General features: G+C 69.0%; 22 protein-coding genes. 6 read left to right on the top strand and 16 right to left on the bottom strand.

The window, feature by feature from the left end:
• The first annotated feature begins 76 nt into the window (after positions 1-76).
• Entirely contained in the window at positions 77-397 is a 321-nt protein-coding gene (locus ACQEVC_RS36020; protein WP_432887048.1) for a hypothetical protein, read from the top strand.
• Between the two features lies 1 nt (position 398).
• Complete coding sequence (locus ACQEVC_RS36015; RefSeq protein ID WP_432887045.1) at positions 399-1,892, top strand: hypothetical protein; 1,494 nt, start codon at positions 399-401, stop codon at positions 1,890-1,892.
• Positions 1,893-2,012: 120 nt separating this feature from the next.
• Here ACQEVC_RS36015 and eccB read toward each other — a convergent pair whose 3' ends face one another.
• From eccB to ACQEVC_RS35935, 16 genes are all read right to left on the bottom strand, one after another.
• Entirely contained in the window at positions 2,013-3,437 is a 1,425-nt protein-coding gene (gene eccB, locus ACQEVC_RS36010) for a type VII secretion protein EccB (RefSeq protein WP_432887042.1), read from the bottom strand.
• 1 nt (position 3,438) lies between these two features.
• Entirely contained in the window at positions 3,439-4,821 is a 1,383-nt protein-coding gene (gene eccD, locus ACQEVC_RS36005) for a type VII secretion integral membrane protein EccD (RefSeq protein ID WP_432887039.1), read from the bottom strand.
• Between the two features lie 390 nt (positions 4,822-5,211).
• Complete coding sequence (locus tag ACQEVC_RS36000; RefSeq protein ID WP_432887036.1) at positions 5,212-6,045, bottom strand: Rossmann-like domain-containing protein; 834 nt, start codon at positions 6,043-6,045, stop codon at positions 5,212-5,214.
• A gap of 92 nt (positions 6,046-6,137) precedes the next feature.
• The gene (locus ACQEVC_RS35995) at positions 6,138-7,232 is read right to left on the bottom strand and encodes an aminotransferase class I/II-fold pyridoxal phosphate-dependent enzyme (RefSeq protein WP_432887033.1); all 1,095 of its coding nucleotides are present in this window, start codon (positions 7,230-7,232) and stop codon (positions 6,138-6,140) included.
• Positions 7,225-7,677 carry an NUDIX domain-containing protein gene (locus ACQEVC_RS35990; protein ID WP_432887030.1) on the bottom strand — a complete coding sequence of 151 codons (453 nt, stop codon included), beginning with the start codon at positions 7,675-7,677 and terminating at the stop codon, positions 7,225-7,227. Before ACQEVC_RS35990 ends, ACQEVC_RS35995 begins: the two co-directional genes overlap by 8 nt.
• Complete coding sequence (locus ACQEVC_RS35985; protein WP_432887027.1) at positions 7,670-8,350, bottom strand: dTMP kinase; 681 nt, start codon at positions 8,348-8,350, stop codon at positions 7,670-7,672. The genes ACQEVC_RS35990 and ACQEVC_RS35985 overlap by 8 nt, the downstream gene beginning before the upstream one ends.
• Positions 8,347-9,177 (bottom strand): hypothetical protein, encoded by an 831-nt coding sequence (locus ACQEVC_RS35980; RefSeq protein ID WP_432887024.1) that lies wholly within the window; start codon positions 9,175-9,177, stop codon positions 8,347-8,349. The genes ACQEVC_RS35985 and ACQEVC_RS35980 overlap by 4 nt, the downstream gene beginning before the upstream one ends.
• 101 nt (positions 9,178-9,278) lie before the next feature.
• Positions 9,279-10,178 (bottom strand): serine/threonine protein kinase, encoded by a 900-nt coding sequence (locus ACQEVC_RS35975; RefSeq protein ID WP_432887021.1) that lies wholly within the window; start codon positions 10,176-10,178, stop codon positions 9,279-9,281.
• Positions 10,175-10,834, bottom strand: a complete 660-nt coding sequence (locus ACQEVC_RS35970) for a TylF/MycF/NovP-related O-methyltransferase (RefSeq protein ID WP_432887018.1) — start codon at positions 10,832-10,834, stop codon at positions 10,175-10,177. The genes ACQEVC_RS35975 and ACQEVC_RS35970 overlap by 4 nt, the downstream gene beginning before the upstream one ends.
• Before the next feature lie 11 nt (positions 10,835-10,845).
• Positions 10,846-11,535 carry a hypothetical protein gene (locus ACQEVC_RS35965; protein WP_432887015.1) on the bottom strand — a complete coding sequence of 230 codons (690 nt, stop codon included), beginning with the start codon at positions 11,533-11,535 and terminating at the stop codon, positions 10,846-10,848.
• Positions 11,529-12,380, bottom strand: a complete 852-nt coding sequence (locus ACQEVC_RS35960; protein WP_432887012.1) for a methyltransferase domain-containing protein — start codon at positions 12,378-12,380, stop codon at positions 11,529-11,531. The genes ACQEVC_RS35965 and ACQEVC_RS35960 overlap by 7 nt, the downstream gene beginning before the upstream one ends.
• Complete coding sequence (locus ACQEVC_RS35955) at positions 12,380-12,991, bottom strand: TfuA-like protein (protein WP_432887009.1); 612 nt, start codon at positions 12,989-12,991, stop codon at positions 12,380-12,382. Before ACQEVC_RS35955 ends, ACQEVC_RS35960 begins: the two co-directional genes overlap by 1 nt.
• A gap of 97 nt (positions 12,992-13,088) precedes the next feature.
• Complete coding sequence (locus ACQEVC_RS35950; protein ID WP_432887006.1) at positions 13,089-14,327, bottom strand: YcaO-like family protein; 1,239 nt, start codon at positions 14,325-14,327, stop codon at positions 13,089-13,091.
• Positions 14,328-14,430: 103 nt separating this feature from the next.
• The gene (locus ACQEVC_RS35945) at positions 14,431-14,589 is read right to left on the bottom strand and encodes a hypothetical protein (protein ID WP_318398276.1); all 159 of its coding nucleotides are present in this window, start codon (positions 14,587-14,589) and stop codon (positions 14,431-14,433) included.
• A gap of 68 nt (positions 14,590-14,657) precedes the next feature.
• The gene (locus tag ACQEVC_RS35940) at positions 14,658-15,566 is read right to left on the bottom strand and encodes an aKG-HExxH-type peptide beta-hydroxylase (protein ID WP_432887003.1); all 909 of its coding nucleotides are present in this window, start codon (positions 15,564-15,566) and stop codon (positions 14,658-14,660) included.
• Entirely contained in the window at positions 15,556-16,686 is a 1,131-nt protein-coding gene (locus tag ACQEVC_RS35935) for a radical SAM protein (RefSeq protein ID WP_432887000.1), read from the bottom strand. Before ACQEVC_RS35935 ends, ACQEVC_RS35940 begins: the two co-directional genes overlap by 11 nt.
• A 537-nt stretch (positions 16,687-17,223) precedes the next feature.
• Here ACQEVC_RS35935 and ACQEVC_RS35930 point away from each other — a divergent pair.
• From ACQEVC_RS35930 to ACQEVC_RS35915, 4 genes are all read left to right on the top strand, one after another.
• On the top strand, positions 17,224-18,246 hold the full coding sequence (locus ACQEVC_RS35930; protein ID WP_432886997.1) for a ParB/RepB/Spo0J family partition protein: 1,023 nt from the start codon (positions 17,224-17,226) through the stop codon (positions 18,244-18,246).
• A 190-nt stretch (positions 18,247-18,436) separates the two neighbouring features.
• Positions 18,437-19,972: a class I adenylate-forming enzyme family protein gene (locus tag ACQEVC_RS35925; RefSeq protein WP_432886994.1), complete on the top strand. Its 1,536-nt coding sequence runs from the start codon at positions 18,437-18,439 to the stop codon at positions 19,970-19,972.
• Between the two features lie 302 nt (positions 19,973-20,274).
• Positions 20,275-21,843, top strand: coding sequence for a condensation domain-containing protein (locus ACQEVC_RS35920; protein WP_432886991.1), 1,569 nt, complete (start codon positions 20,275-20,277; stop codon positions 21,841-21,843).
• A 3-nt stretch (positions 21,844-21,846) separates the two neighbouring features.
• Complete coding sequence (locus ACQEVC_RS35915) at positions 21,847-22,113, top strand: acyl carrier protein (RefSeq protein WP_432886988.1); 267 nt, start codon at positions 21,847-21,849, stop codon at positions 22,111-22,113.
• Position 22,114 lies beyond the last annotated feature (1 nt).

Here is a 22,114-nt window from a genome sequence, read left to right as displayed (position 1 = left end):
TCGTCGGGCACCCGGCCCGGCGGCCAGGCTGCTGAACTGCACCAACGGCACGGACCCAGTTGGACCGGGAGGACAGATGACACATCCATCAGGCGGGCTGCTCAGTGGGCAATCCGACGCGATGCTGCGCTACACGCTCGCCAGAGCCACTCCGCCGGAGCAGCAGCTCTCCGGTTGCGGTGGGCTGCCGGAATGCCAGAACTTCGTCACCGCGAACGCCAGAGCCCTGGAGACGCTGACGAACTTCATGACCATGGTCAACAACCGTTTCGACCAGTTCGAGTACGCCGCCAATCAGGGCGGCCATCAGTACCTCGCCGCGAACGACGAGAACCGGATCTCGATCGAGAGCCTACGGCCCGCCACCCCGCCCGCACCGAGCCCGGAGGGGGAATGACATGGACTACACCGCACAGTTCGAGCAGATGGTGCAGACCATGAAGGCAGAGAACGATCACAAGGAGGCCATCTGGGCACAGATCGGCGTGTGGACCCGAGCCTGGGGCGAGCTGGTCGAGGCGTCGAAGTCGATAACGGAGGAGACCGCCGCGCTGCACGAGGCGTGGGACGATTCGAACGGCGAGAAGATGCGCAACGCCGCCGAGAAGGACGCGTTGGCGATCGGGGGCTGGCGCGACCAGATCGGCGGGCAGGCGCCATGGCACAAGATCCAGGATGCGGGCCAGGAGATCGGCCCCACCTACGCCTTTGTCGTGCAGCAGTACGAGTTGGCCAAGCCGCTGATCGAACAGCTCAAAATGGTCAGCAACCCACCGATGGGCCTCTCCGATCCCGGCTGGGAAGCGGGTGTCACGCAGCTCGCAGGTCGGATCGAGGGATACCTCCAGGCTGCCGCCGCCAGGATGACCGCGCTCGGCAAGCTCTTCGACGACGCGACCAACGCGGTGGCGGCGGCCGTGAACGGTGACATCTGGCTTCCGGACGCGCTGGACCCGCTGTCCGCCGACGCCCCGCTCCGGACCGCCGGACCGGGGGGCGACACCGGCGGCGACAACGCTCTGGACACCGCCCCCGGCGCGGTCCCGCCGGGCAGCGTCCCCGGCACCACGCCGGACGTACCCACCCAGTCGGACGATGCGCCGACCGACAGCACGGCACCCACCGGCAGCGGGCCGGCGCCGTCGCTCTCCGGCCAGCCGTCCACCCCCACGCTGCCGTCGACCGGTGCCCCGTCCCCCGGCGGAATGGGCCCCGGCGGAGCCGCCCCGCCGACGGTCCCGCCGATCGGCGGTGGCCCCGGCATCGGCCCGGGTCTCCCGCCGATGAGCCCGCCGATCGGCGGTGCCGGCGGAAGCGGGCGGGTGCCCGCCGCGAATCTCGGCGGCGGCGCCCGCATCCCGGGGGTGAACCTCGGCGGCCCCGGTGGTGGTGCCGGGGTGGCCGGCCTCGGCGGTGGGGGCGTCGGCGGTGCTGTCGGCGTGGGCTCTGCCTCGATCCCGCAGGCGGCCGTCCCGGTCGGCGCGCCGGCGCAGGTCGCGCCGAGTGGCCCGCCGCCCGCGTTGCCGCCCGTCACGCCGGCCGGGGCTTCGGCCAGCGGCGCCGGCGTTCCGCCGATGATGCCACCGCCGATGATGCCGCCGGTGGCCGGAGCCGGGGCGGGATTGAGCGGTGGCGCGGGGCCGGGGTCGGGCGCGGCCAGATCCTCGGCGACCGGTCGGGGCCGTGGACCCCAGAACCCCACCCCCGGCATGCCCGCGATGCTGAGCGGCAAGGCGGGCAAGGGCAACCCGCACGCGGTCGCACCCCGGTCGGGACGGATCCGCGAGGCGGACGCGCCGGCCACCGTGGAGTTGATCGACGAGGACCTGTGGCAGGTCGGTGAGCAGCGCACCGACGGCTCCCGCCCGGCGGCGCGGATCCATCGCCACTGACCCCGGCACGTCCCGCGTCGCGGCCCCGGGGAGATATCTCCTCCCCGGGGCCGCGTCCGGCTGGTCCGGTGGAACCGGCCGGGGGTTCAGGCCTGGCCGGTCCGGTGGAGCTGACCGGGGTCAGATCCGGCTGGGGCGCAGCGCACCGTCATGGCTCAGGGTGGTGCCCATCGGTAGCCGGCTGACCACCCCGGCCGGCATGCCGACCGGGCGTACGCCGGGGTAGCCGAGCACATCGAGGACCTTCGGCTCGGCCATCGGGTAGGCGATGCCCAGGTCCGTTACCAGCAGCAGGGTGCCGGCCGGCGCATCCGGGCCGGGCATCGACTCCACCACCGCGGCCCCGCCACCCGGCACCAGCACCCGGTCGGCGAGCCGGGTGCCCAGGTCGGTGCTGCCGGGGGTCTGCCGCATCGGGTCGGCATCCGGCATCCCCGGATCCAGCAGCACGATCGGTACCGGCCCGCGCGGGGCGAACACCAGGCAGATGGTGGTCGTCGTGGCACCGGCCGCGAACTCCGGCCGCTGGACGGGCGGACTCCCGGCCGCCACGGGTACGGTGGCCGCCTGCTTGGACCCGGCCGCCTCCGGCAGGCTGAGCGGGACGCCGGTCGGCTCGTCCCCGGGGTAGGCGGCGGCGGTCCCACGGGAGGCGAGCTGGATGTCGTACTGCAACTCGCTGATCGGCCGCAACTGATCGACCTCGGCGAGATAGTGCTGTACGCCCCCGGAACTCGTCGCCACCAGCACCTGGCCGGCCCGGATGTCCCGCCGGCCGGGCACCGCCCGGGACGGCTTGCCGACCTCCCGTACCGCGATCGGCGCGATCGGCCGGCCGGCCGGCAGCACGTCGACCACCGCCGGGTCGACCGGGATCGCCGGCCCGGCCCGCAGCGCCACCTCCACGGCCACCGCGTCCGCCTTGCCGATCTCGTGCCGGTATCCGTGCCACACCAGGTGACGCTCGCCCGTCCCGGCCTCCGCGACCAGCAGCGCGCGGTCCGCCAGTGGGTGGCCCGCCGCCGGCCGGTGCCCGACCATCAGCACCGACTCGGCGACGGCCGCCCCGGTCCGGTCCCGGCCGGGCTGGGAGCAGATCGTCCAATCCCCGGCGAGCAACCGTTTCGGCGCGGGCAGGGCGTCGGGCGCGTCCGGGATACCGATGCGGGGGCCGCGCCCCACCCCGACCATGGAGTTGCGCGACACGACCCGGGTCGGCGCGTGCCGGTCCAGCGCCAGCAGCGCCGACGTGTAGTTGGCGACCGGATGCAGCCGGCCGTCCAGGTAGACGTAGCGGGTCCCGGTCTCCTTCTCGACGACCACCGCGTCGCCGCCGCGCCAGCTCTTGTTGCCGCCGGGCACGATGATCCCGTAGATGCCGACCACGGCCAGCGCGATCACCGCGAGGGCGATGCCGCCGTACGCGGCGTTGACCGGCCGGCGGAACGGTGGCTGCTCCGGGTCGCTCTCCCTGGTCACCAGCCCCGAGATCACCCGCTGCACCAGGAACTGGTGTGCGTGCAACTGGTCGCGCTTGGACGCCATGTCAGCCGCCCAACCCGCGTACGTAGCCGTACCAGCCGAGCACCGCACAGGCCACCGGTACGACCGCCAGTACCACCAGCACCTCCAGCAGTTCCGCGTACCGGCCCAGGTACGGGCTGGGGCGGCGGGTCGCGTGCCACACGGCGGCCAGCGCGACGAGCAGGCCGACCAGCAGCAGCACCGGTCCGGTCACGGTGAGCAGGTTCGACCGGTCCGCCATCAGCGGCCCGGTGACCAGGCACACTGCCCCGGCGAGCCCGGCGACCAGCATGGGCACCCGCTGCCGTCCGATCGGATAGAGCCGGGCGCGGAGGAGGAACCCGACCGTCAGGACGGCCACCAGCACCACCGTGGCGGTGCCGGCGTCGCGTACCAGCAGCACCTGGCAGACGGCGACGACCAGTGCGAGGCCGCCCACCATGCCGGAGAGCAGGCTGTCCGCCCGCACCACGGCGGCGTACACGGCGGCCCGGGGTGGCTGTGGGTCGTCGCGCATCAGATCGGCGGCGACGCGCGGCAGGACCGGCATCGGTACCCGGCTCAGCCGGATCGACAGCGGGGCGAGTGCCGGAGAGAACGCCAGGCCGAGACTTGCCACGATCGCGGCGGTCTCGTGCCCCTCCAGCGACTCCAGGGTGGTGAGCCAGCCGCAGACGACCCCGAGCAGGCCGACCGTGGCGCTGCCGACGAACAGCGCGGCCCGGTCCACCACGCCGAGCAGGCCGACCATCGAGGCGAGGAGCAGCGCGGCTCCGGCGGCCAGCAGATGGGGCGCGCCGAGCGTGGTCAGCGCACGGTCACCGGCCAGGGCCAGGCCACCGCCGGCGGCAGCCAGCGGCAACGCGACCAGTGCGCTGACCACGCCGACCCCGGCGTCGCCGCCCGCCCGGGCCGCCACGACACCGGCGGCGAGCAGCAGGCCGGCCGCACCAAGTGCCCACCATGCCGGACCGGACCACGGCGGTCCCGCCCGGACCACCGCGACCAGGCAGAGCAGGGCGGCCAGCGCGCCCACGGCGAGGCCGGCCGTCCTGGTGTGCGGCGGGCCCCAGGTGCCGCCGATCCGGGCGGAGCCGGTGGCGATCGCGTCGACCAGGTCGTCGTACTCCAGTTCGGGCCAGTCGGTACGGGCATGCGTCAGGTACAACACCTCGCCGTCCCGTACCCGATGCCCGGATAGCGTGCGGGCCGGCTCCAGCGCGGTGCCGTCGACCCGGCGCAACACCCACCCGCCGGAACCGACCCCGGCGTCGGCCAGGCTCTCACCCGCGTGCGCCAACAGGGCGGGCAGCAGTTCGGCGAGCGGTGACCGCTCGGGCAGGGCCAGGTCGATCCGTCGGGAGGGCGCCGCGACGGTCACCCGGACCAGGCCAGTGGTGTTCATGGCAGCTCCGAGACATTCGCCCCCGGCGGCAGCAACCTGCCGGAGGGCCCACCCGGGGCGGGGGACGCACCTACCCTGACTCGACCCGATCCGCCGGGGAAGCGGGTCGGCAGCTAGCGGCCACGTGGCTGGGCAGGCGCGCGGGTCGGTGCGGGCGCCGGCTCGCTGCGCACCGCACCCACGGGTCCGACAGGTCAGCGGCCGGCCGGGGGAGACCCGCGCGCCGGTGACAGCACGGTAAGCGCCTGCTCCTCGACGGTTGGACCTGCCGCCAGCGGGCGTATGCGCGGGCGAACCGCGGCACAGCCGCCACCCGCCGTGGTCGGCGCGGCGTTCGGAGATGAACCAATCGGACGGCGTGGCCGGATCGACCGGGACGGGTGCCCGATATCACCGGCCATCGTCGCTGGTCGGCCAATAGAGCAGCCGCCGGTCGTACTCCACGAACCATTCGTACAGGTGGTCGTCGTTGTGGTAGGCCCGTACGAAGCGGCTGTCCTTGAGTTCGGTGCAGACCAGGACCGCACCGTACCCACGCCACACCGGCGGTGGCAGGGCGCCGCTGGGCCCGACGACGATCAGCCGCAACCCGCGCAGCGTCCGGAGTACCTCGTCCATCGTGCCGTTGCAGAGCGACGAGGGCGTGATCTGGACGACCTCGCACTCGTCCGCCAACCGGCGCAGGTCGTTGCCCACCATCTGGATGCGCGGCTCACCGAACCTGGCGTTGAACCGGGCGAGAGTCTCTCGGACGCGCTCGACGCGTGGGGCTTCGTGCAGATCGGCTACCAGGACGCGGCGTACGCCGTCGATTTCGGCCAGGTGCTCCATCAGCCCGCCGAAGCCGATGATGCCGACCGTAGCGGCGTCTCCCACAGCTCGGGTCAGTGCCTCCGTCACCGCTGACCCCGGCTGATGAGGATGTACCTCGTCGAACGGCGCCACTATGTGATCGAATCCCGCTTCCTCCAGCCCGCCGTGCCGGAACCAGGATCGAGACAACGCGCTGAGGAGAGCAATCTTGACGGCTTGCCTGGTCAGGTCCGAACCAGCCGCAGGTGTGCGCACCAGGTCACAGTCCAACAGGGACGCGCCGGGCGACGTCCCGAGGTAGTCGGCCAGGTGGACGCCTCGCAGACTCGTGACTGCGGCGGGTGACGCGACGCCGGGACGGAACCGTTCGTAGTCCATGGCGGCGCCGATGCTGCCGTCGTCGAGTACCACGGCCGCAAAGGACCTTCCCGTCAGAACCTCGTCCACCGAACGCTTGCCCTGATCTGCGGCTTTGCGTAGCTCGTGACGGATCGTAGCCTCGATCAGCGACACGGCGTTGCTCCCTGGCATGCCGACAGTAGGTCATCGGCGAACCGGCTCGCCTCCGCCGCCGCACCGAGGCCGGCCACGGTCACCCGTATCGCCGGCACCGCGGCCGCGAATCGCGATCCGGGGGCAACGCGCCAACCGTGCGCAGCCAGCCGCGCCACGGTCTCCGCCTCATCGGGTACCTCGATCCACACGTTCAGCCCCGTGCGCCCGTGCCCGCACAGGCCGCGCTCCGCCAACTGTTCAAGCATGTGCCGGCGTCGTGTGCTGTATTCCACGCGCACCCGGGCCAGGTCGGCCGGAAGGCCGGGGTCGGCCAGGTGGGCCGCCACAGCGAGCTGCGTCATGCGGCTGACCCACCCGCCGCCCAGCAGCCTGCGCTGATCCAGGCGCCCGATCGACTCGCTGTCACCACACACCATCGCGAACCGCAGGTCAGGGGCAAGCCACTTGGACACGGACGCGACGTGGAGCCATCGCGGGTGTCCAGCGGGAACGGCAGAGACATAGTCGGCACCCGCGATCCCCCCGGCGTGGTCCTCCTCGATCACCAGCAACTGCGGAACCTGCTGGATCATGGCACGCAGTGTCTCGGCGCGCTGCGCGGTGAGCGCCGCCCCCGTGGGGTTCTGGGCCCGCGGACGGTACAGGACGCCTGTGGCATCCGCGAGCGCCTCGGCGAATGCCTCTGGTTGGAATCCTTCCTCGTCCACAGGTACCTGCACGGGCACCAGACCGAGCGCGGCGATGAGCGGAAGGTCCCCGTTGTACGTGGGGCTTTCCACGATGATGCGGTCTCCGGGGCGCAACAGAGTCGCCAGAGCACGGTCAACCGCCTCGAGCCCGCCGGGCAGTAGCGTCAGGTGATCGCGGTCGACCCCCTGCCCGGCGAGGTATGCCTGTGCCTGAATGAGCAGATCGTCGACGATCCGGGGGGTGCCGTAGAGCAGCAGGTCGGATGGAACCGTGGTGGGCCAGCGATCGTGGCGCCAGAGGAGCAGGTCCGGATCCGGGTTGCCCGACGAGAGGTCGTTCGGCGACGACGCCGGGTGAGACGTCCCCGGTAAGCCCGCGGATACGCTATGCATTCTCGGGCAGCAGCTTGAGTAGCGCGGGAACGAACTCGTCCTGCCGGTCCGGCAGCAGGTCCAGCGCCTGCGTCAGCGGGATGAAGAAGCAGTCGAACACCATCCCGTCATCGGTGCCGGTACTGCCCGCGACCTGGTGAGACCAGCGGTCCCGACCTTCCGTCGTGGTCGCGTAGTAGAAGACGGTGACTCGTGGCTCACCGGTGTGCGGGTGTGGCCGTTGCTGTACGCCGAGACTTGTCCGCACGGTGACCGCGACGGTGCCGGTCTCTTCAGCCACCTCGCGAATGACCGCGTCCTCAAGCGGTTCAGCGGCGTCCACGCCTCCGGCAGGGACCTGCGTGCCTGCTTCGGGCTGATCCCGATGGTCGAACACCAGCAATTCCGGTCCCGTGGGCGTGTCACGCACGACATAGGCGGCAACGCGTACTCGGACCTCAGACATCGGTGGGCGCCTCTCGGTTGGTCGACAGATGTGGGAACTCTGGCAGCAGCGAGTCAACGAGGCCCTGTACGGCGCTCTCCGACAGCTGATCGTTGTTGCGGAATCGCAGGATGCGCGTCGGCACAAGGTTGGCCTGAATAGCGCGGTTGTAGGCGTCGTAGAGCTGGACGAGTGTGTCCGGGCGTTCGTAGGGACGCAGCTCCTTGTTGCGTGTCCCGATCCGCGTCCATGCCATCGCGGGTGGGGTGTCGACGAAGACGATCACGTCGGGGGCCGGCATTCGCAGTGCTGCCATGGAGGCGCTGATGCGTTCCATCGGTACACCGTGCAGGACGTGGTGATAGACGATATCGCTCAGCACGTACCGGTCGGTGAGTACCGGACCGACGGCGAGAGCGGGCTTGATGTTGAACTCGAAGTGGAGATGCTTGTCCCGAAGATATGCCTCCACGACAGCTTCGGCGTTCCAGCTGCTGCGAGCCATGCGGTTGCCCACGATGACACGTGCGGAGGCGGCGTCAAGCCAGCTGTGCTGGCCGAGCTCCGTCACGGTCGGTGCGACTCGCCGCAACGCCTTCGCCAGTTCGATCCGTAGCGTCGACTTTCCGCTGCCGTCGGTTCCCTCCAACGCGATGAACGGAAACCTCCGATCCCGCCGGCTCGTCGGGATCACGACCAGCGCTCCTGCGCTCGATGCCCGGCCGGGTGTCGTGTCAGGTAGTCGAGCCGGGAAGTGAACAGATGCACCGCCCGCTCGGTTCCCGGCCACCAGCAGCAGAGCAGTTCGGCGAACAACGATGCCTCCTTCAGCCCGAGGGCGACGGTTCGAGCGGCGCTCGTCTGCGGCGAACGGACTGTCTCCACCAGTGCGACCAGCGCGGGTATACGCGCGGCGAGATTGTCTCCGCGGTCGTCCGCCCGCTCGAGTAGTTGAGCCACGCAGCCGGCGACGAAGACGTCCTCGACTCGGACCGGGGCGAGAACGCGACGAAGACACTCGTACACGGACGGCTCGACTGCCGCCCAGATCCGTGCGGGGGCGGCGATCACCTCGTACAGCAGGCACTCCAGCACGGAGGCGCCCGGCGCGAACATCCGATCCCGCGCCAGCAGCAGCCTGGCGCCCAGGCTTCCCTGCCCGGGCAGCGCCGCGACGGGTACCAATCCACCCGTCCCCAGTTCCACCAGGGCGCTCAGGTCGCCCTCCACGAGGATTTCTACTGCCGCCCGCATAGATTGCAGGTCCTCGGTGCTGGACGAACTGGCCACAAACCGGTGGCTGCGGACGCCGAGGGACAGTTCGTGGGACCGCAGGCTGGTGGCGAATGCCGGCCAGCCGCCGTCCGGCACACCAGCGGCGGCGGCCATACATGCGGTAGCCACATTCGCGGGGGTGTATGCGGCGAGCTGTCCGGCGCCGGTCGGGGTCAGCACGGAGTCGTCGACCAGCCTCGCCAAGACGCGAAGGTGCTCCGCGTACACCAGAGGCTCGAAGATCATCGTATGTTGGCTGATCAGTCGGCCGAGAAACATGTGCCGCATCAGGTCGTCAGGATGAGGCGGGGCGGTCACCGGCGAACGCGGTGCGAGTGTCCGGGCAGTCACGACAGCGCCTCCAAGGCGGCGGCGGCGCTCTGCGGCCGGCCGTCGCGGCTCCACTGCACGCACCGCTCGACCAGATCGACCAATCGTGGGTCGTGCTCGGTCGCCACGCTGCGCAACGGGGGAGCGCCGTACCGGGGCATGGTGCCGGCGAGCAGCTCGTACATCACCATTCCGAAACAGTAGAGATCACTGGCAAAGTCCGCCTCGTGGTACCCCGCGTCGTACTCCGGGGGCCACGAGATCAAGGCTGACTTCGGCGATCGTGGCTCGGCGGCCGTGAGGGCACGGACGCAACCCAGATCGGCGATGACTGGCCCGTCGTCGGCCATCAGCACGTTTTCGGCGTTGATGTCCCGATGGACATACCCGGCGTCATGCAGGACGGCCATCCCGGTCAGCAGCCGGCGCGCAAAGGCGACGGCGGCGTCCGCCGACGGTGCGCCGTGTGCCGCGAGCCATTGACGCACCGAGCCGAGCGGTAGGTAGTCCATCACGTAATGCGGCACCGGGGCCGCGAGGTTCATCTCCACCAGCTTGGGGAAGTACGGCGAGCCGCTCAGCCGCGACAGCAGGTTCGCCTCCTGAACGAAGTGGTCCCGCGCATACCGGTGTGCCTGTTCCGGCAGTTGCCGGTACCAGTAGTAGCCATGAAGTTCCGGACGTAGCTGGACCGGGGCGGCGTCGATGACGCTGTGGTAGCCGAAGAACCCCTTGGCGACGAACTCCACGCCGGGGACGTCGGCCCGCTCGACCAGCAGGAGGGTACTCCATCCGGTGAACGAGACCACCGACCTGGACTTGTACGCCGTGGTCGTCTCGAGCACGTCGCGGAACACGTGGGTCGGCGAGACTCCTGCCAGGGACTCGAGGTGCATCGCCGGCGTGTCGGCCGTCATCGGGACTCGCCCTGCGGTGCGGGCTTGTACACGTAGCCGAGCGTCAGATCGGAGGTGCCCGGGACGACCTCCACGACGCAGCCGGTGCCGGCGAAGAACTCGTCACAGGCCTTCTTCACACCGGGCAGCCCATCCCAGGCCCGCTCGTTGCGGCTCAAGTCGCAGTAGTCGTCGATGACGAGCAGCCCACCGGGCTCCAGGCGCGGCCACACCTGCTCCAGGCTCAGCTGGATGGAGCGGTAGTGATCGCCGTCGAGGTAACCGAAACACACCCGCTGGGGTAGTTGGGAGAGTGTCTCGTCGAACCAGCCTGCGACGACGCGCGGCATCGGCAGATTCCTGCCGCGGAAGTTCTGCTCGACCTGCTCCGCCGACGCCAGGCACTCGCCCTCCGGCAGATGGGTGTCCAGTTCCCCTGGCGCGGGCATCCCGGCGAAGCTGTCGAACAGCACCAGTTCACGTTCGGGGTCCAGCGCCAGCATGGTTGTCGCGAGCCAGACGCTGGTATAACCGGCGTTGCAACCGATCTCCACAACGTCGCCCGCGACCCCGGCCCGCAAGACCGAGGACAGGCCCCAGTGCAGTGAGACCAGGCGCTCTACATCGGACATATTGGAATTGAGCGCAGCCAGTTCGTATGCGAGACGCGCGTCCATTGAATTCTCCGTCAGTTGGTAAAGAAGCCGATGACTTTTTTGATCCGTCCCTGGGTGACCGGCTCCGTACTGTGGCTGAGCTGGCTGCCGAACATGACCAGGTCGCCCGTGGCTACGCGGGTGCGCCATTGAGTCCGGGGCAGCGCCTTGTACCACGGCGTGGTGTAGTCCGCTCCTTCGCGGACTCTTCGCAACTCATCCGTAGGCTCGGTCCACAGGTCCGGGCTGCCGCAGGTTCCGACAACGAACTCGCCGCCGGAGAAGCCGTCGTTGAGCGTTATGCTCACTCCGGCGACCTTTACGTGATCCGGTTGGTTCTCGTCGAACGGCATATCGATGTGCGGCGTGATGTACTGGCCCACGCCGTACTCGAGATAGATCCAGGAGGTCAGCCGGCGGCCCGTGGGAAACAGGCTGCACAGGTGGGGAAGAGCGCGCCTCGCCGCCTCCTCCAGTACCGTCGTCGCCGCCTCGGGCAGCGGAAACAGCTCCAGACGGCCCGCCGGCTCATAGAGGTCCATCACGTCCCGGGTGCTCATTCCGTCGACGGCGTGAACCGACACGGTGCGTTCCCCTTCAAAAGTGGAACGGCCCTCAGCCGCGATCTGCTCATCCACCGCATCGCAAACCGCTTGGCACTCGGTCGGGGTCAGGAATTGCTCGATACTGTGCACCAGGAGCGATTCCGAGGTCGTCAACATGGTCGTGCGCCTTTCGTCTTCTTCACGAACACCAGTTGGATCGAGCCGGCCGCGGACGGCGGCCGCATATCGGTGCCGGCATGCACGTGCGCGGCCGCGGCCAGGTCGAGGCCGACCGATGCGGCCGCGCGTGCGACTTCGTCCTGGTCGTACAGCCACAGCCAGGAGTAGAACTCCCGCCTCGTGCCGTCGTCACGCGTGATCCGGAAACGCTGCAGGTAGAGGCGCCCTTCGGCGGCGAACCGAGCCTGGAACTCGACGTCGTGTTCGTCGTGCAGGAAGACTCCTGTGCCGGCAGGATAGTGACTCGACTCGCTGTCGACCGGGTGCATCCCGGAGCCCGCCCGAGTGCGCACGTCGACGAAGACCCGCCCACCGGGCGCAAGCCCGGCGGCGATGTGACCGAGCGTCGCCACGAGCGCCGGCGGTTCGAATTGGTTGATCAGCTCGTAGCTGAGAAGGCAGAGGTCGTGCGCCGGTACCGCGGAGTCTGTTCCGAACGTGCCGAGATGGAAGCGGCACCTCCGATCGGTGCAGCGACGAGTCGCCGCGGCGATCGCTGCCGGGTTGATGTCGACGCCCAGGTAACGGCGGCAGCCCGTGCCGTTCGCGATCTCGCGGGCGTAGGTTCCCGGGCCGCAGCAGGGGTGGAAGATCCGCTCGTCGCCGGTGAGTCCGAGCCAGTTCAGCTCGCGGCGTACCGCCGCCGCACTGCGGCCGGCGACCTCGCTGTCGTCGCGGCACTGCAGTTCGGCGAGGCGGGGGCCGATGACGGGATCATGGTAGGGAACGCCGTTGGCCGAGATGTGGGCCCAGTCTGCGGGCATGCTGAGTGCGGTGAACATCAGGCCGGCTCGAACCCGTGCGGTGAGTCCGGAACGACCGCGCCGCATGGCAGCATGCGGACCGCAGGCGGTGGTGAGCCGGCGAGCAGGCACTCCAGGTCGATTCGTTTCAACAGCGCCGGTCCCTGCAACTGGTTGCGCAGCGCCTCCACAGCTTGGGGACGGCCTGGAGTCCGGCGCTGCTGTGCCTGCAGGATCCGTGGCATGCTGCGGTCGGCGAACCAGAGGCCGGCTATCTCGGCGATGACACCTGCCACATCGTCGGCATCCACGAGCCCGGCGAGCAGCAGATGTCCGAGCGCCGCGCGAACCTCCACGAGAGGAACAGTCACCGGCCGGTACGGCGGCTCGGCTCCGTGTAGGAGCATGACCTCGTCGTCGTAGAGCCCGTAGCGTCCGATGAGCTCCACCACCGCGCCGTAGCCGCGCATGCCGTGGGACCGCAGTTCGACCGCGCGCAACGCTCCCATGGAGCCCAGCCCGATCACTTCGCGTCCGTCCCGTAACGCGGCGCAAATCTCCCGGTGGTCCACCGCGTACTCGTGGTAGAAGCCACCGTCGACAAGGATGACCCGGCCTGAGGGGTGATCTTGCAGCAGCGGCGCCAACATGCCTCGGATCAACGGCGGAAACACCGAGTACCGCTCGGAGACGGCGCCGAGGCGGTTCGACTGGTACCCGGTCGGCCCGACGAAGATCAGGTCACGGTCAGCCATGCGACCACGCCGCAAGTCTCGGACCCACTCGAGGCGAGAGCCGGGGTACGTATGATTCGCAGCCGACAATGACGGTACGCACCACCCACGGCCCGCCCATGCTCCCGTCACGGAGGACGAACCGGATCGTCGGACCGACGCCGCGTTCGGCCAGCCAGTCTGCGAGACCAGCGCAGTCGTCGGGTACCGGCTGGCTGAATTGATGCCTGACGTCGGACAGTGAGCGTTCTTCAACCTCCCCTTGCGGTCCGTCGGAGCGCGAGGTCGGACGCGGGGTGTGAGCGCCGCGCGGTTCAGGTGGAAAAAGGTCCAGTGCGGACCCGTCACCCGGCCGGGGCTGCTCCGTCGCTACCTCGACGAGGCTCGGCAGATCTTCGCGGCCGCCGTGCATGAAGGCGGCACGGCTCTGTAGCGCCTCGAGTAGGGCACGCTCCAGGGCCGCCTCGAGGGAACGCGCGCAGGCGTGCCCGCCGTTGACGAACCGCCGGTCCGTCTCGGCCCGATCCCAGAGCACGACGTGCGCGACCGGCAGTCCCAACTCCTGCCTGACGACCAGCAGCCGCACCGCGACGTCGGCCTGGCGAGCGCGCACCACCAGGTCCTTGAGGCGGTCGGGCAGCGAGCACTCGTCGATGGCCCATTCCTGACCGGCGTGCGATGGAAACGAGAGGGCATCGCGTTCCAGCACCTCCAGCATGGCGTGCATGGTGGCCTGCTCCAGCGTCAGGCCACATCCGAGTCCGAAGGAACTCGCCCCGAAGTACGGCCGGACGGCCGCGTCGGGCGGCGGTGGGAGGAGAACCAGCTCGCTGGGGAGACAGCGGGGCGCGGCGGTGCACAGGTCTGTTCCCTGGGCCGCAGTCACCTCCTCGTCCAGTGGAATCCGTACGTCCATGCGGGGACACAGCCGCAGGAGCGCGGCGGGACCGCCGAACTGGGCGGCGATTGCCCGGTATGTAGTCCGGACGAGCGGCACCTGGGATCGGGTGTGCTCCGCAGCCGCCAACTCCACCGCCTCCAGCCGGGCCCCGATTTCGGCCGCGGCCTCGGTCGTTCCCTTACCGCCCGTGACGACTAGTGATCCGGCCAGCGCGCCGGGCCGCACGGCCATGGCAACGGGTACGCCGATGCGGTCGAGACGCGTGATGCTGCTGCTACGGGTCACCCCCACACTGGCGGACCAGGCACGGGCCGCCGCCAACACGGCCTCTTCGGTGGGGCTGGACGGCATGATCACTGCGCTCTTCCGAGGTTGTCGACGGGGGAACGGCCGGTGGCCACCGGTAGCCCGGAAGCCACCGGCCGTGGCTGACCAGTGAACCTTTGGAAAAGGTTCAGTTGTCGGTCTGGTCAGCTTCGATCGCCTTTTCGACGCGATCCCAGTCACTCGCGAAGACGGCCGCCGTGTGGGCGGTCGCGCGGGTGTCGCGAGGGTCGAAGTTGGCGGACTGAATCGCGTCCACGAACTCTTCGAACTCCTGGTCTGACTTCATGCTGCTCCTTTCTGCGGCTGGTTGGGGACATGGACCGGTTGGCGCCTGCCTCTGGGGAACGGGCGCCATCAGGCGACGAAGTTCCACAGCAGTGACGCCACCCGCTCATCGCGGACCTCGGCCAGGGCGTCCCGTACGGAGCCGCGCGCGAGGTCCCACTGTTCCGCGCCGATCTCTGCCCGGACTCGGGCGTACGCGGACGGCCGATCGCTGGCTGCCGCGTGGAACTCGAAGTACTTCTGCAGGACCCCGAAGGCGAAGCCGGCGTGCAGCAACCCGTACGCGGGCCGGTAGGCCTGCTTCCACGGCGAGTACCAGCGCGCTTCGGGATCCAGGTCCACCCCGCATGCCGCGAAGATCTCATTCAGCAGTGTGTGGGCCGATTCGTGAAGGATCAACTCGCCCAGGCGGACGGGATCCTGCACGACGTCGATGAAGATCGTGCCGGGCAGAGCCTTCAACGCATAACTCTGTGTGGTGTCGCGTCGACCGCGCACCTGCAAGGTGACGACGACACCTGTCACGGAGGTAATGAAGTGGTCCAGTCCGGCGCGTTGGATCGCTTCCCCGGCACCTGACCACGGCGCCGACGGCACCGTTCGTGAAGCAGGGTCCAGGTGGAGGAATAGCGGCGACTCGTACCGGTCGTCGTCGGACCGCTCGCAATCGTCGGCAGCGACGACGCGTACGTCATGTCCTGGCAGAAGCGAGGTGCCGCTCGCGGTGGACGCCGTCTCCCAACGTTGGGTCAGGTCACGTGCGTCGTCAAGGCGCCGCTCGCGCACGGCGGCCGTGATGGCATAGGTGAAATGGTGCAGTAGGGCGTACTGCCGCGCATCAAGCGTCGGTGGAACGACGAAGCGCTCGTCGAGGCGTGCCCCGGCGGCCCGCACCTGTGCCGCGCGACGTTCGCGTAGGTCCTTCAGGTCATGGGCGAGGCTCGGCCACACGTTTGTGAGGGCGACGTCAGTGCTCACGGGCTGCCCGCTCTCCGGCGATATCCGCCGCGATGTGATCAATGATCTCGATTCGATGGGTGCAGTAGTCCTCGTAGAAGGCGCTGTTCCGGTAACGCAGGCGGGTGGCGAGGCAGCCTCCGCCGCAGGTCTGCCGGTAGTCGCAGTCGGTGCATTTGTCGAGCAGCTCGTCAAGGCCGGTACGCAGCGAAGGGTTGGTGACGAGGGATGTCGCCGCGGCCAGCGAGGGTAGGTCGTGGACGGTACCGAGCAGCCCGTCGGGTACGCCCAACTCGTCGCAGCTGCCGAGCCGACCGTCGGGGTAGAGGGTCAGGACGAAGGCGCACTTCTGCTCTGTGAAGTGGCAGAATCGGGTGTCGCGGCCGGCGAGCACCCGGATCACGCTGGTGAACGGCTCGAGCAGGAACCGCCGGAACAGGCCGGTACCGCGCCAGTGGTCGTACGCCCTGACAAGAAAAGCGGAGAACTCAAGTGGCGTGATCGCCCAGCCGGCATGCTCCTCGCCCTTGGGTAACAGGGGCAGCATGGTCTCGCGATTGCCGACCGGAATTCGTTTTGGCATGACGTTGAAGTCGAAGCAGGGGGAGAACTTCACCGCCTTCACCGCCTCGAACCGTGCGACGAAGTCGAGCGTCTCCTCCGGGCGGAGCGACACGTCCTTGGTCACGGTCGAGATCAAGCCGACCGCGAGGCGGCGCTCGGCGGCCAGTTCCAGCGCCTGGTGTACGTGCTCGGATGTGCTCCGGTCACGGTAGTCGACACGGCTGCGGTTGGCCTCCGGATCCCCGTCAAGAGATATTCCGATGTCGATCTCGGGCCATTCTTCGGCAAACAGGTCGAACCATGCCGGCGTCAACATGGTGGCATTCGTCTGTACGCTCAGGGACACGTTTCCCGGGTAGCCCCGCAGCAACCTCAGCAGGCCGGAGGTCGCCTCCATGCCGTACAGGAGCGGCTCGCCGCCGTGCATCTCCAGGCTCAGTGGCCGGCCGTCCGCCAGGTCCAGCAGGCGTGCGACGGTCTCGAGGGAGAGCTTGTCGTAGCCGGCGTAGGGCTTGCGCTTCTCGTAGCAGTAGTAGCAGTTGATGTTGCAGGCGTCCCCGACGAGTTTCAAGATCACCGACAACGGTTCGTCCGGCCCGGGTGTACGTAGTGTCGACTGCTGTGACGCCATCGCTGCTACCACCATGGCGTAACTAGGAGGTCGCCCTTATCTGTGGTCGACAGTTCTGACTTCCGTGACATCAGCTATCCCGCCCGTGCGTCCTGAGTAGGTTCTTGAGGCGCCTATGTACCTCAGGATAGAGGTGGACGACTTTTTCTTCCTTGTCGCCCTAATCCTTGACCCTGATGACTCGCCGGAGGCTTTGGGTCATGGACGATACCCACTACGACGATGATCCACAAGCCCTGATCAACGCCTGTTCTGAGCAAGCGTGCCGCCATCCTCCATGCGTTACGCGACAGACACAGGGTGTATCGAATGTGCTTTTTATATACGCCAAATATACGCAGGCGGTCGTAGCATCTTCGACACGGATGCGTCGTTGCCGACGGGCAATGGCGGGGAGGTTCCAGATCCGGCTGTGCACCGCCCTGGCTCCAGGCTCTCGTCGGCGCGTGGGCGGCGGGCATCAGAGCAATCATTCTCATGGTGATGAACCGGCACGAGGTGCAGATGAAGAGGCGACCGGATGGCGGCGACACCGCGCAGCTTGGTAAGGCAGGCAGCGAGGCCGCTCATGCAGTTCGGCATGTCGATACGGTTGATGTAGGTTCGTTGCGGGCCGGCTTCTCGCCGAGGTTGGATGGGGTCAGCGCAAGGCACGCGCGGCTGCTCGTCGAGCTGGCCGACGAGGTACCACCGATCGTTGTCCAGCGGTCCTCGCTGCGGGTGGTGGACGGCATGCATCGGCTGCGCGCCGCGCGTGCGCGAGGGGACAGGCAGATACCTGTCGTCTATTTCGATGGCTCCGACGTCGACGCGTTCGTCGCGGCGGTGCAGTTGAACGTCGAGCACGGCTTGCCGCTGACCACGCGGGACCGGCTGGCCGCGGCCGAACGGATCCTCGCCTCGCATCCTCAGTGGTCAGACCGCCGGATAGCGTCGGTGTGCGGGGTCGCGGCAAAGACCGTCGCCGCGCTTCGGCGGCGTTCAACCGACGAGAGTCATCACCTGAACATCCGGATCGGCCGAGACGGGCGCCGGCATCCGGTCTCGGTCGAGGAAGGCAGGCGGTTGGCCGAGGAAATCGTGCGCCGCGAGCCTGGTGTCAGTCTGCGTGAGATGGCGCGCCGGTCCGGCATCTCGGTCGGAACGGCGTTCGACGTTCGTCGCAAGACGCTCGGCGAGGCTCGTGCCCCAGCCGCCGAGGCGGCTGCGGCGGGACCGTCACCTGAGATGCGGGGCTCGTCGTCCACGGACGGGCTGCCGGCGACGGCACAGGACCTCAAAGCCGTCATCCGGCCACAGTTGGCACGGCTCATCGAGGATCCTTCACTGCGGTATACAGATCACGGCAAGGCATTACTCCGGCTGCTTTCGGCGACGCTTGCCTTCATCTCGCAGTCTGCGAACGCCGCGGAGACCGTTCCCGCGCACTGCCATGAGCCGCTTCGCACTGTCGCCCAAGCTTGTGCCGGCGGATGGCACCAGTTCAGCGAGATGCTGTCGGAGTAGGTCGCCTCGGCGGGCCACCGCCCGAGAAACGCGTCGGCCACCGACCCGAGCCCGGCGGAGTAGCCGGTCGGCTCCGCGTCATGCGGCCGATCCGGCCTTGCCGCGGTCCGAAGACCGCAGCCTGCGGCCCCTGCCCGGGAGTTGAACGGCGTCGTCGGTTGAACCTCGGTGGCCCCGTCGTCGCCCCGCCATGCTTCAATACCTGTTTGACATGCGGATCCATACCCTGCTGGACACTGCCGCACAACGGCATCCCCATCGCATCGCGGTCGTCGACGGTGTCCAGCGGTGGACCTACGAACAACTCCGGCGGCGTAGCCTCAACCTCGCCGGCTTGTTTCGCGTACAGGGCCTGCGGCCGGGGGACCGGATCGCAGTGCGGTCCGGCAGCGCCGGGTTCGCCACAATACTGTTCGCGGCGGCCTATGCGGACCTGACGCTGGCGCCGCTGTCGGCCGGAATGCGCCCATTCCAGCTCCGGATGGTACTTGCCGACATCGCTCCAGCCCTCGTGATAGGCATCGACCCCGCAAGTGTCGACGTCCCCGCCCCCACCTGGTCACAGGCGCGGTTCGGGGAAATCCTGAGTAGGCTCGACGGGCCCGTCGCGGACTCGCGCCCGACCGATGCCGGCCCCATCGACCGCGACCCTGGGCCGCCCGCTCTCCTGATGTACACCTCGGGCAGCAGCGCGCGGCCGAAGGGCGTGGTGTGCCCGCACGACCGGGTCCTCTTCGCGACCAGGGCGATCGGGCAGGTCCTGGGTTACCGGCCGGACGACGTCGTGCTCTCCTGCGTGCCGCCCTCGTTCGACTACGGGCTCTACCAGATCCTGCTCACTACGGCCGCCGGGGCGCGGCTGGAGACGCTTGGGCCAGGAGAGGGAATTGCCCTTCTCGAACGGATAAACAGCTCCCGGGCCACCATCGTGCCCGTGGTGCCGGAGATCGCCACCGCACTGCTCCGGCTGGCGGCCAGGACACCACCGGCGGTGGCGCAGTCGGTCCGGATGTTCACGAGCACCGGCGCCCGGATGCCGCCGCGGCTCGCCGACGGGTTGCGTAGTACGTTCCCCGGCGCCGCCGTGGTGCACATGTATGGACTGACGGAGTGCAAGCGAGCCACCATCTTGGAGCCGGACGGCGACCTGGTGCGCCCGGGGTCGGTCGGGCGCGCGATTCCCGGCACCGTCGTGCACGTCGTCGACCGCCGGGGTCGACCGTTGCCCGCCGGCCAAATCGGTGAGGTCGTCGTCGAGGGTGGAAACGTCATGGCCGGATACTGGCGCGACCGGCAGCTCGGCGCCGCCACCTTCCGGGTGACCGCGAACGGTCGGCGGCTGCATACGGGCGACCGTGGCCACCTGGACGGGGACGGCTACCTGTATCTGCACGGTCGGCGCGACGATGTCTTCAAGCACCGCGGCGTGCGGTCGAGCGTCGCCGAACTCGAAGCGGCGGCCCTGGACATCGCCGGCGTCGAGGGCGCCGCCGTTGTTCCGCCGGACGAGGACGGCCCGCTCACCGTCGTGGTGGCCACTTCCTTGCCGGAAGACGACGTGCTGACGGAACTGGCCCGCCGCCTCGAACCGGCGAAGGTGCCGGCCCGCTGTGTCGCGGTCGATGCCCTGCCTCTCACACCACACGGCAAAGTGGACCGGAAACGGATTCGCGCGATCGTGCAATCGCACCGATCGTCGACCTCCGTTCAAATGCGGAGATCTTGACGGTACCGGGGGAGTTGGTACTGTGCCGATCTTGAGCATGACCGGCGCGGACCTGGACGGTCATGCTGAACGTTGCCCTCCGGTAGGTGACCAGTGAACCTTTTTCAACATTCCCTTGCGGTCCGACGGACCGCAAGGCCGGATGCGGTGCGTAAGCGCCGTGCGGTCCGGGTTGAAAAAGGTTCACTGCTGGAATGAGGACCCGTATGCCATCGCGGCAAGCCCGCCTTGAGCCAGTCAGTCTCGACACCGACGCGGTCCATCCGTTGCTCCCGGGCCAGCTCGCGCACCACCGCGCGCTCGTGGAAAGGCCGGAGGGCAGTACGTCACTCTTCATGTCCTACCGGGTCAGTGGGCCACTGGACGTTCAGGCACTCCTCGCCGCGGTGCGGTCGACGGTCGCCAGGCACGCAGCGCTGCGGATCGGCGTCACCACTCTTGACCGCGTACCCGTCCAGTGGATCCGGCCGGTGCCGGACAATCGCCAACTCGTCGCACTGACGCAGGTGACGGCCAAGGACACCGCGCAGTTCGCGCGGTACGTGCGCGCTGTCCTGGCGGCGGACCTCACGCACACCTTCGACCTGGCGGTCGAGTACCCGTTCATCTTCCGCCTGCTGCGGTTCTCGCCGACGCTGCACGCGGTGATCGGGGTGTTCTCCGGCTTCGCCGTCGACGCCACTGCCCGGATGATCGTCGTACGCGGACTGTGGGACACCTACTTCGGCCGGGCGACCGACACCGACCCGGAGGACGCCGGCTATCTCGCTGCGGTGACCGGCCAGGCGACCGCCGCCACCGACCGGTCGCACGCGGTGTCCACGTACTGGCGGCGGCGCGGCCCATGGCTGCCGCCCCGGTGCCAGTTCCTTCCCAGCCTCGGGGAACCGGCCGCACCGGTCGCCCAGACCGAGCTGCTACTCGTCGTCGGTGACGAGTGGAAGGATGTGCGCGGCCGCTGGCGGGAGTCCGGCTTCACCACGGTCCAATGGCTGCTCGCGGTGTTCGCCACCACCGTGTTCCTGGCGACGCCGCAGGATCGGATCGCCGTCTCGATGAGCCTGAACGGCAGGCGTCACGTGGAGCGGGAAGTCGTCGGCATGTTCGACGTCACCGTGCCGGTCGTACTGGACAGGCCGGCCAGGCCGGTCGACCTGCTGGTGCAGGCCCGGCGGGAGTTGTTGTCGGCCGCCTCGCGCCGCAACGTCGCGCCGCAGGCGTTGGACGACATGTGGGCGACAGTGGCGCAGCGCCTGGGCCATCCGGTCCACCGCACCCTGCTCATGACGTATCTGGAGGACAACGCCGACCACGACTCTCCGGACGGCAGCGCGATCACTGTCGAGCGTGGCGCGTACACCCCCGAGTTCCACCGGACCGCCGACGGCCTGCGTATCGCCGCCAACGAGCGGCCCAACGGGTTGCGCATCCGGCTGACCGTCGATGGCGCGACCATGTCGGAAGCCAGCTTCGCCGGGTTCGTCGCCGCCTTCCGGGCACAACTGTACGGGGACGATTCATGCCGCATCACGCCGACAACGGGCAGTGGCCCGCAGCTCACGCCACTGCGGGCACCCGACGGTACGGTCCTGCTGGTCGTCGACCTGGCCGAGGTGACCTCGACCCTTGACACACATCCCGCGGTTGCCTCGTCCAGGGCCTTCGTAGAGATCGCGGAGGATGGTGGATCGTTGCTCGCCGCCGAGGTCGCGGTCGCCGGTGTCGAGGTCACGCCGGACGATCTTGCCAACCATATCCGTTCCATGGTCGCGAGTCGGCCGTTCCTGGCGGTTCCCGGGCGGATTGCGGTGGTGCCCAGCACAGCCTGCGGCGAACGGTCCGAGGCGCTATCCAGGGATGGAGTTGGTTGACCGGTGGAAAGCATCCACGCGGACGCAGTGATCGACGAGAGGGCCCTTGACGCGGTGGTCAAGCGGGTGCTCACCGTGCCGCCGCCCGGCGCCGCGGCACGCTATACCGGCGCCATGCGGCTGGTCGATCTGGAAATCGACAGCCTCGTCATGGCGGAACTCATCGTCGAGTTCGAGCAGGAGCTGGGCGTACTGCTGGACGTCGTCGCCGTCGACCGCATGGAGACGCTCGGCGACCTCTGCCGGGCCTTGCGGCCGGCGGCGAGTTGAG

This window comes from Plantactinospora sp. CA-294935 (assembly GCF_050936445.1).
Lineage (GTDB): Bacteria > Actinomycetota > Actinomycetes > Mycobacteriales > Micromonosporaceae > Plantactinospora.
This window is presented reverse-complemented; position numbering and strand designations above follow the sequence as displayed.

Coding starts and splice junctions, on each gene's coding strand:
- eccB (WP_432887042.1), bottom strand. CDS start 3,437: ATGGCGTCCAAGCGCGACCAGTTGCACGCACACCAGTTCCTGGTGCAG.
- ACQEVC_RS35945 (WP_318398276.1), bottom strand. CDS start 14,589: ATGAAGTCAGACCAGGAGTTCGAAGAGTTCGTGGACGCGATTCAGTCC.
- ACQEVC_RS35970 (WP_432887018.1), bottom strand. CDS start 10,834: ATGGACGCGCGTCTCGCATACGAACTGGCTGCGCTCAATTCCAATATG.
- ACQEVC_RS35980 (WP_432887024.1), bottom strand. CDS start 9,177: ATGATCTTCGAGCCTCTGGTGTACGCGGAGCACCTTCGCGTCTTGGCG.
- ACQEVC_RS35955 (WP_432887009.1), bottom strand. CDS start 12,991: ATGTTGGCGCCGCTGCTGCAAGATCACCCCTCAGGCCGGGTCATCCTT.
- ACQEVC_RS35995 (WP_432887033.1), bottom strand. CDS start 7,232: ATGCATAGCGTATCCGCGGGCTTACCGGGGACGTCTCACCCGGCGTCG.
- eccD (WP_432887039.1), bottom strand. CDS start 4,821: ATGAACACCACTGGCCTGGTCCGGGTGACCGTCGCGGCGCCCTCCCGA.
- ACQEVC_RS35960 (WP_432887012.1), bottom strand. CDS start 12,380: ATGTTCACCGCACTCAGCATGCCCGCAGACTGGGCCCACATCTCGGCC.
- ACQEVC_RS35975 (WP_432887021.1), bottom strand. CDS start 10,178: ATGACGGCCGACACGCCGGCGATGCACCTCGAGTCCCTGGCAGGAGTC.
- ACQEVC_RS35990 (WP_432887030.1), bottom strand. CDS start 7,677: ATGTCTGAGGTCCGAGTACGCGTTGCCGCCTATGTCGTGCGTGACACG.
- ACQEVC_RS35965 (WP_432887015.1), bottom strand. CDS start 11,535: ATGTTGACGACCTCGGAATCGCTCCTGGTGCACAGTATCGAGCAATTC.
- ACQEVC_RS35950 (WP_432887006.1), bottom strand. CDS start 14,327: ATGCCGTCCAGCCCCACCGAAGAGGCCGTGTTGGCGGCGGCCCGTGCC.
- ACQEVC_RS36015 (WP_432887045.1), top strand. CDS start 399: ATGGACTACACCGCACAGTTCGAGCAGATGGTGCAGACCATGAAGGCA.
- ACQEVC_RS36020 (WP_432887048.1), top strand. CDS start 77: ATGACACATCCATCAGGCGGGCTGCTCAGTGGGCAATCCGACGCGATG.
- ACQEVC_RS35925 (WP_432886994.1), top strand. CDS start 18,437: ATGCTTCAATACCTGTTTGACATGCGGATCCATACCCTGCTGGACACT.
- ACQEVC_RS35930 (WP_432886997.1), top strand. CDS start 17,224: ATGAACCGGCACGAGGTGCAGATGAAGAGGCGACCGGATGGCGGCGAC.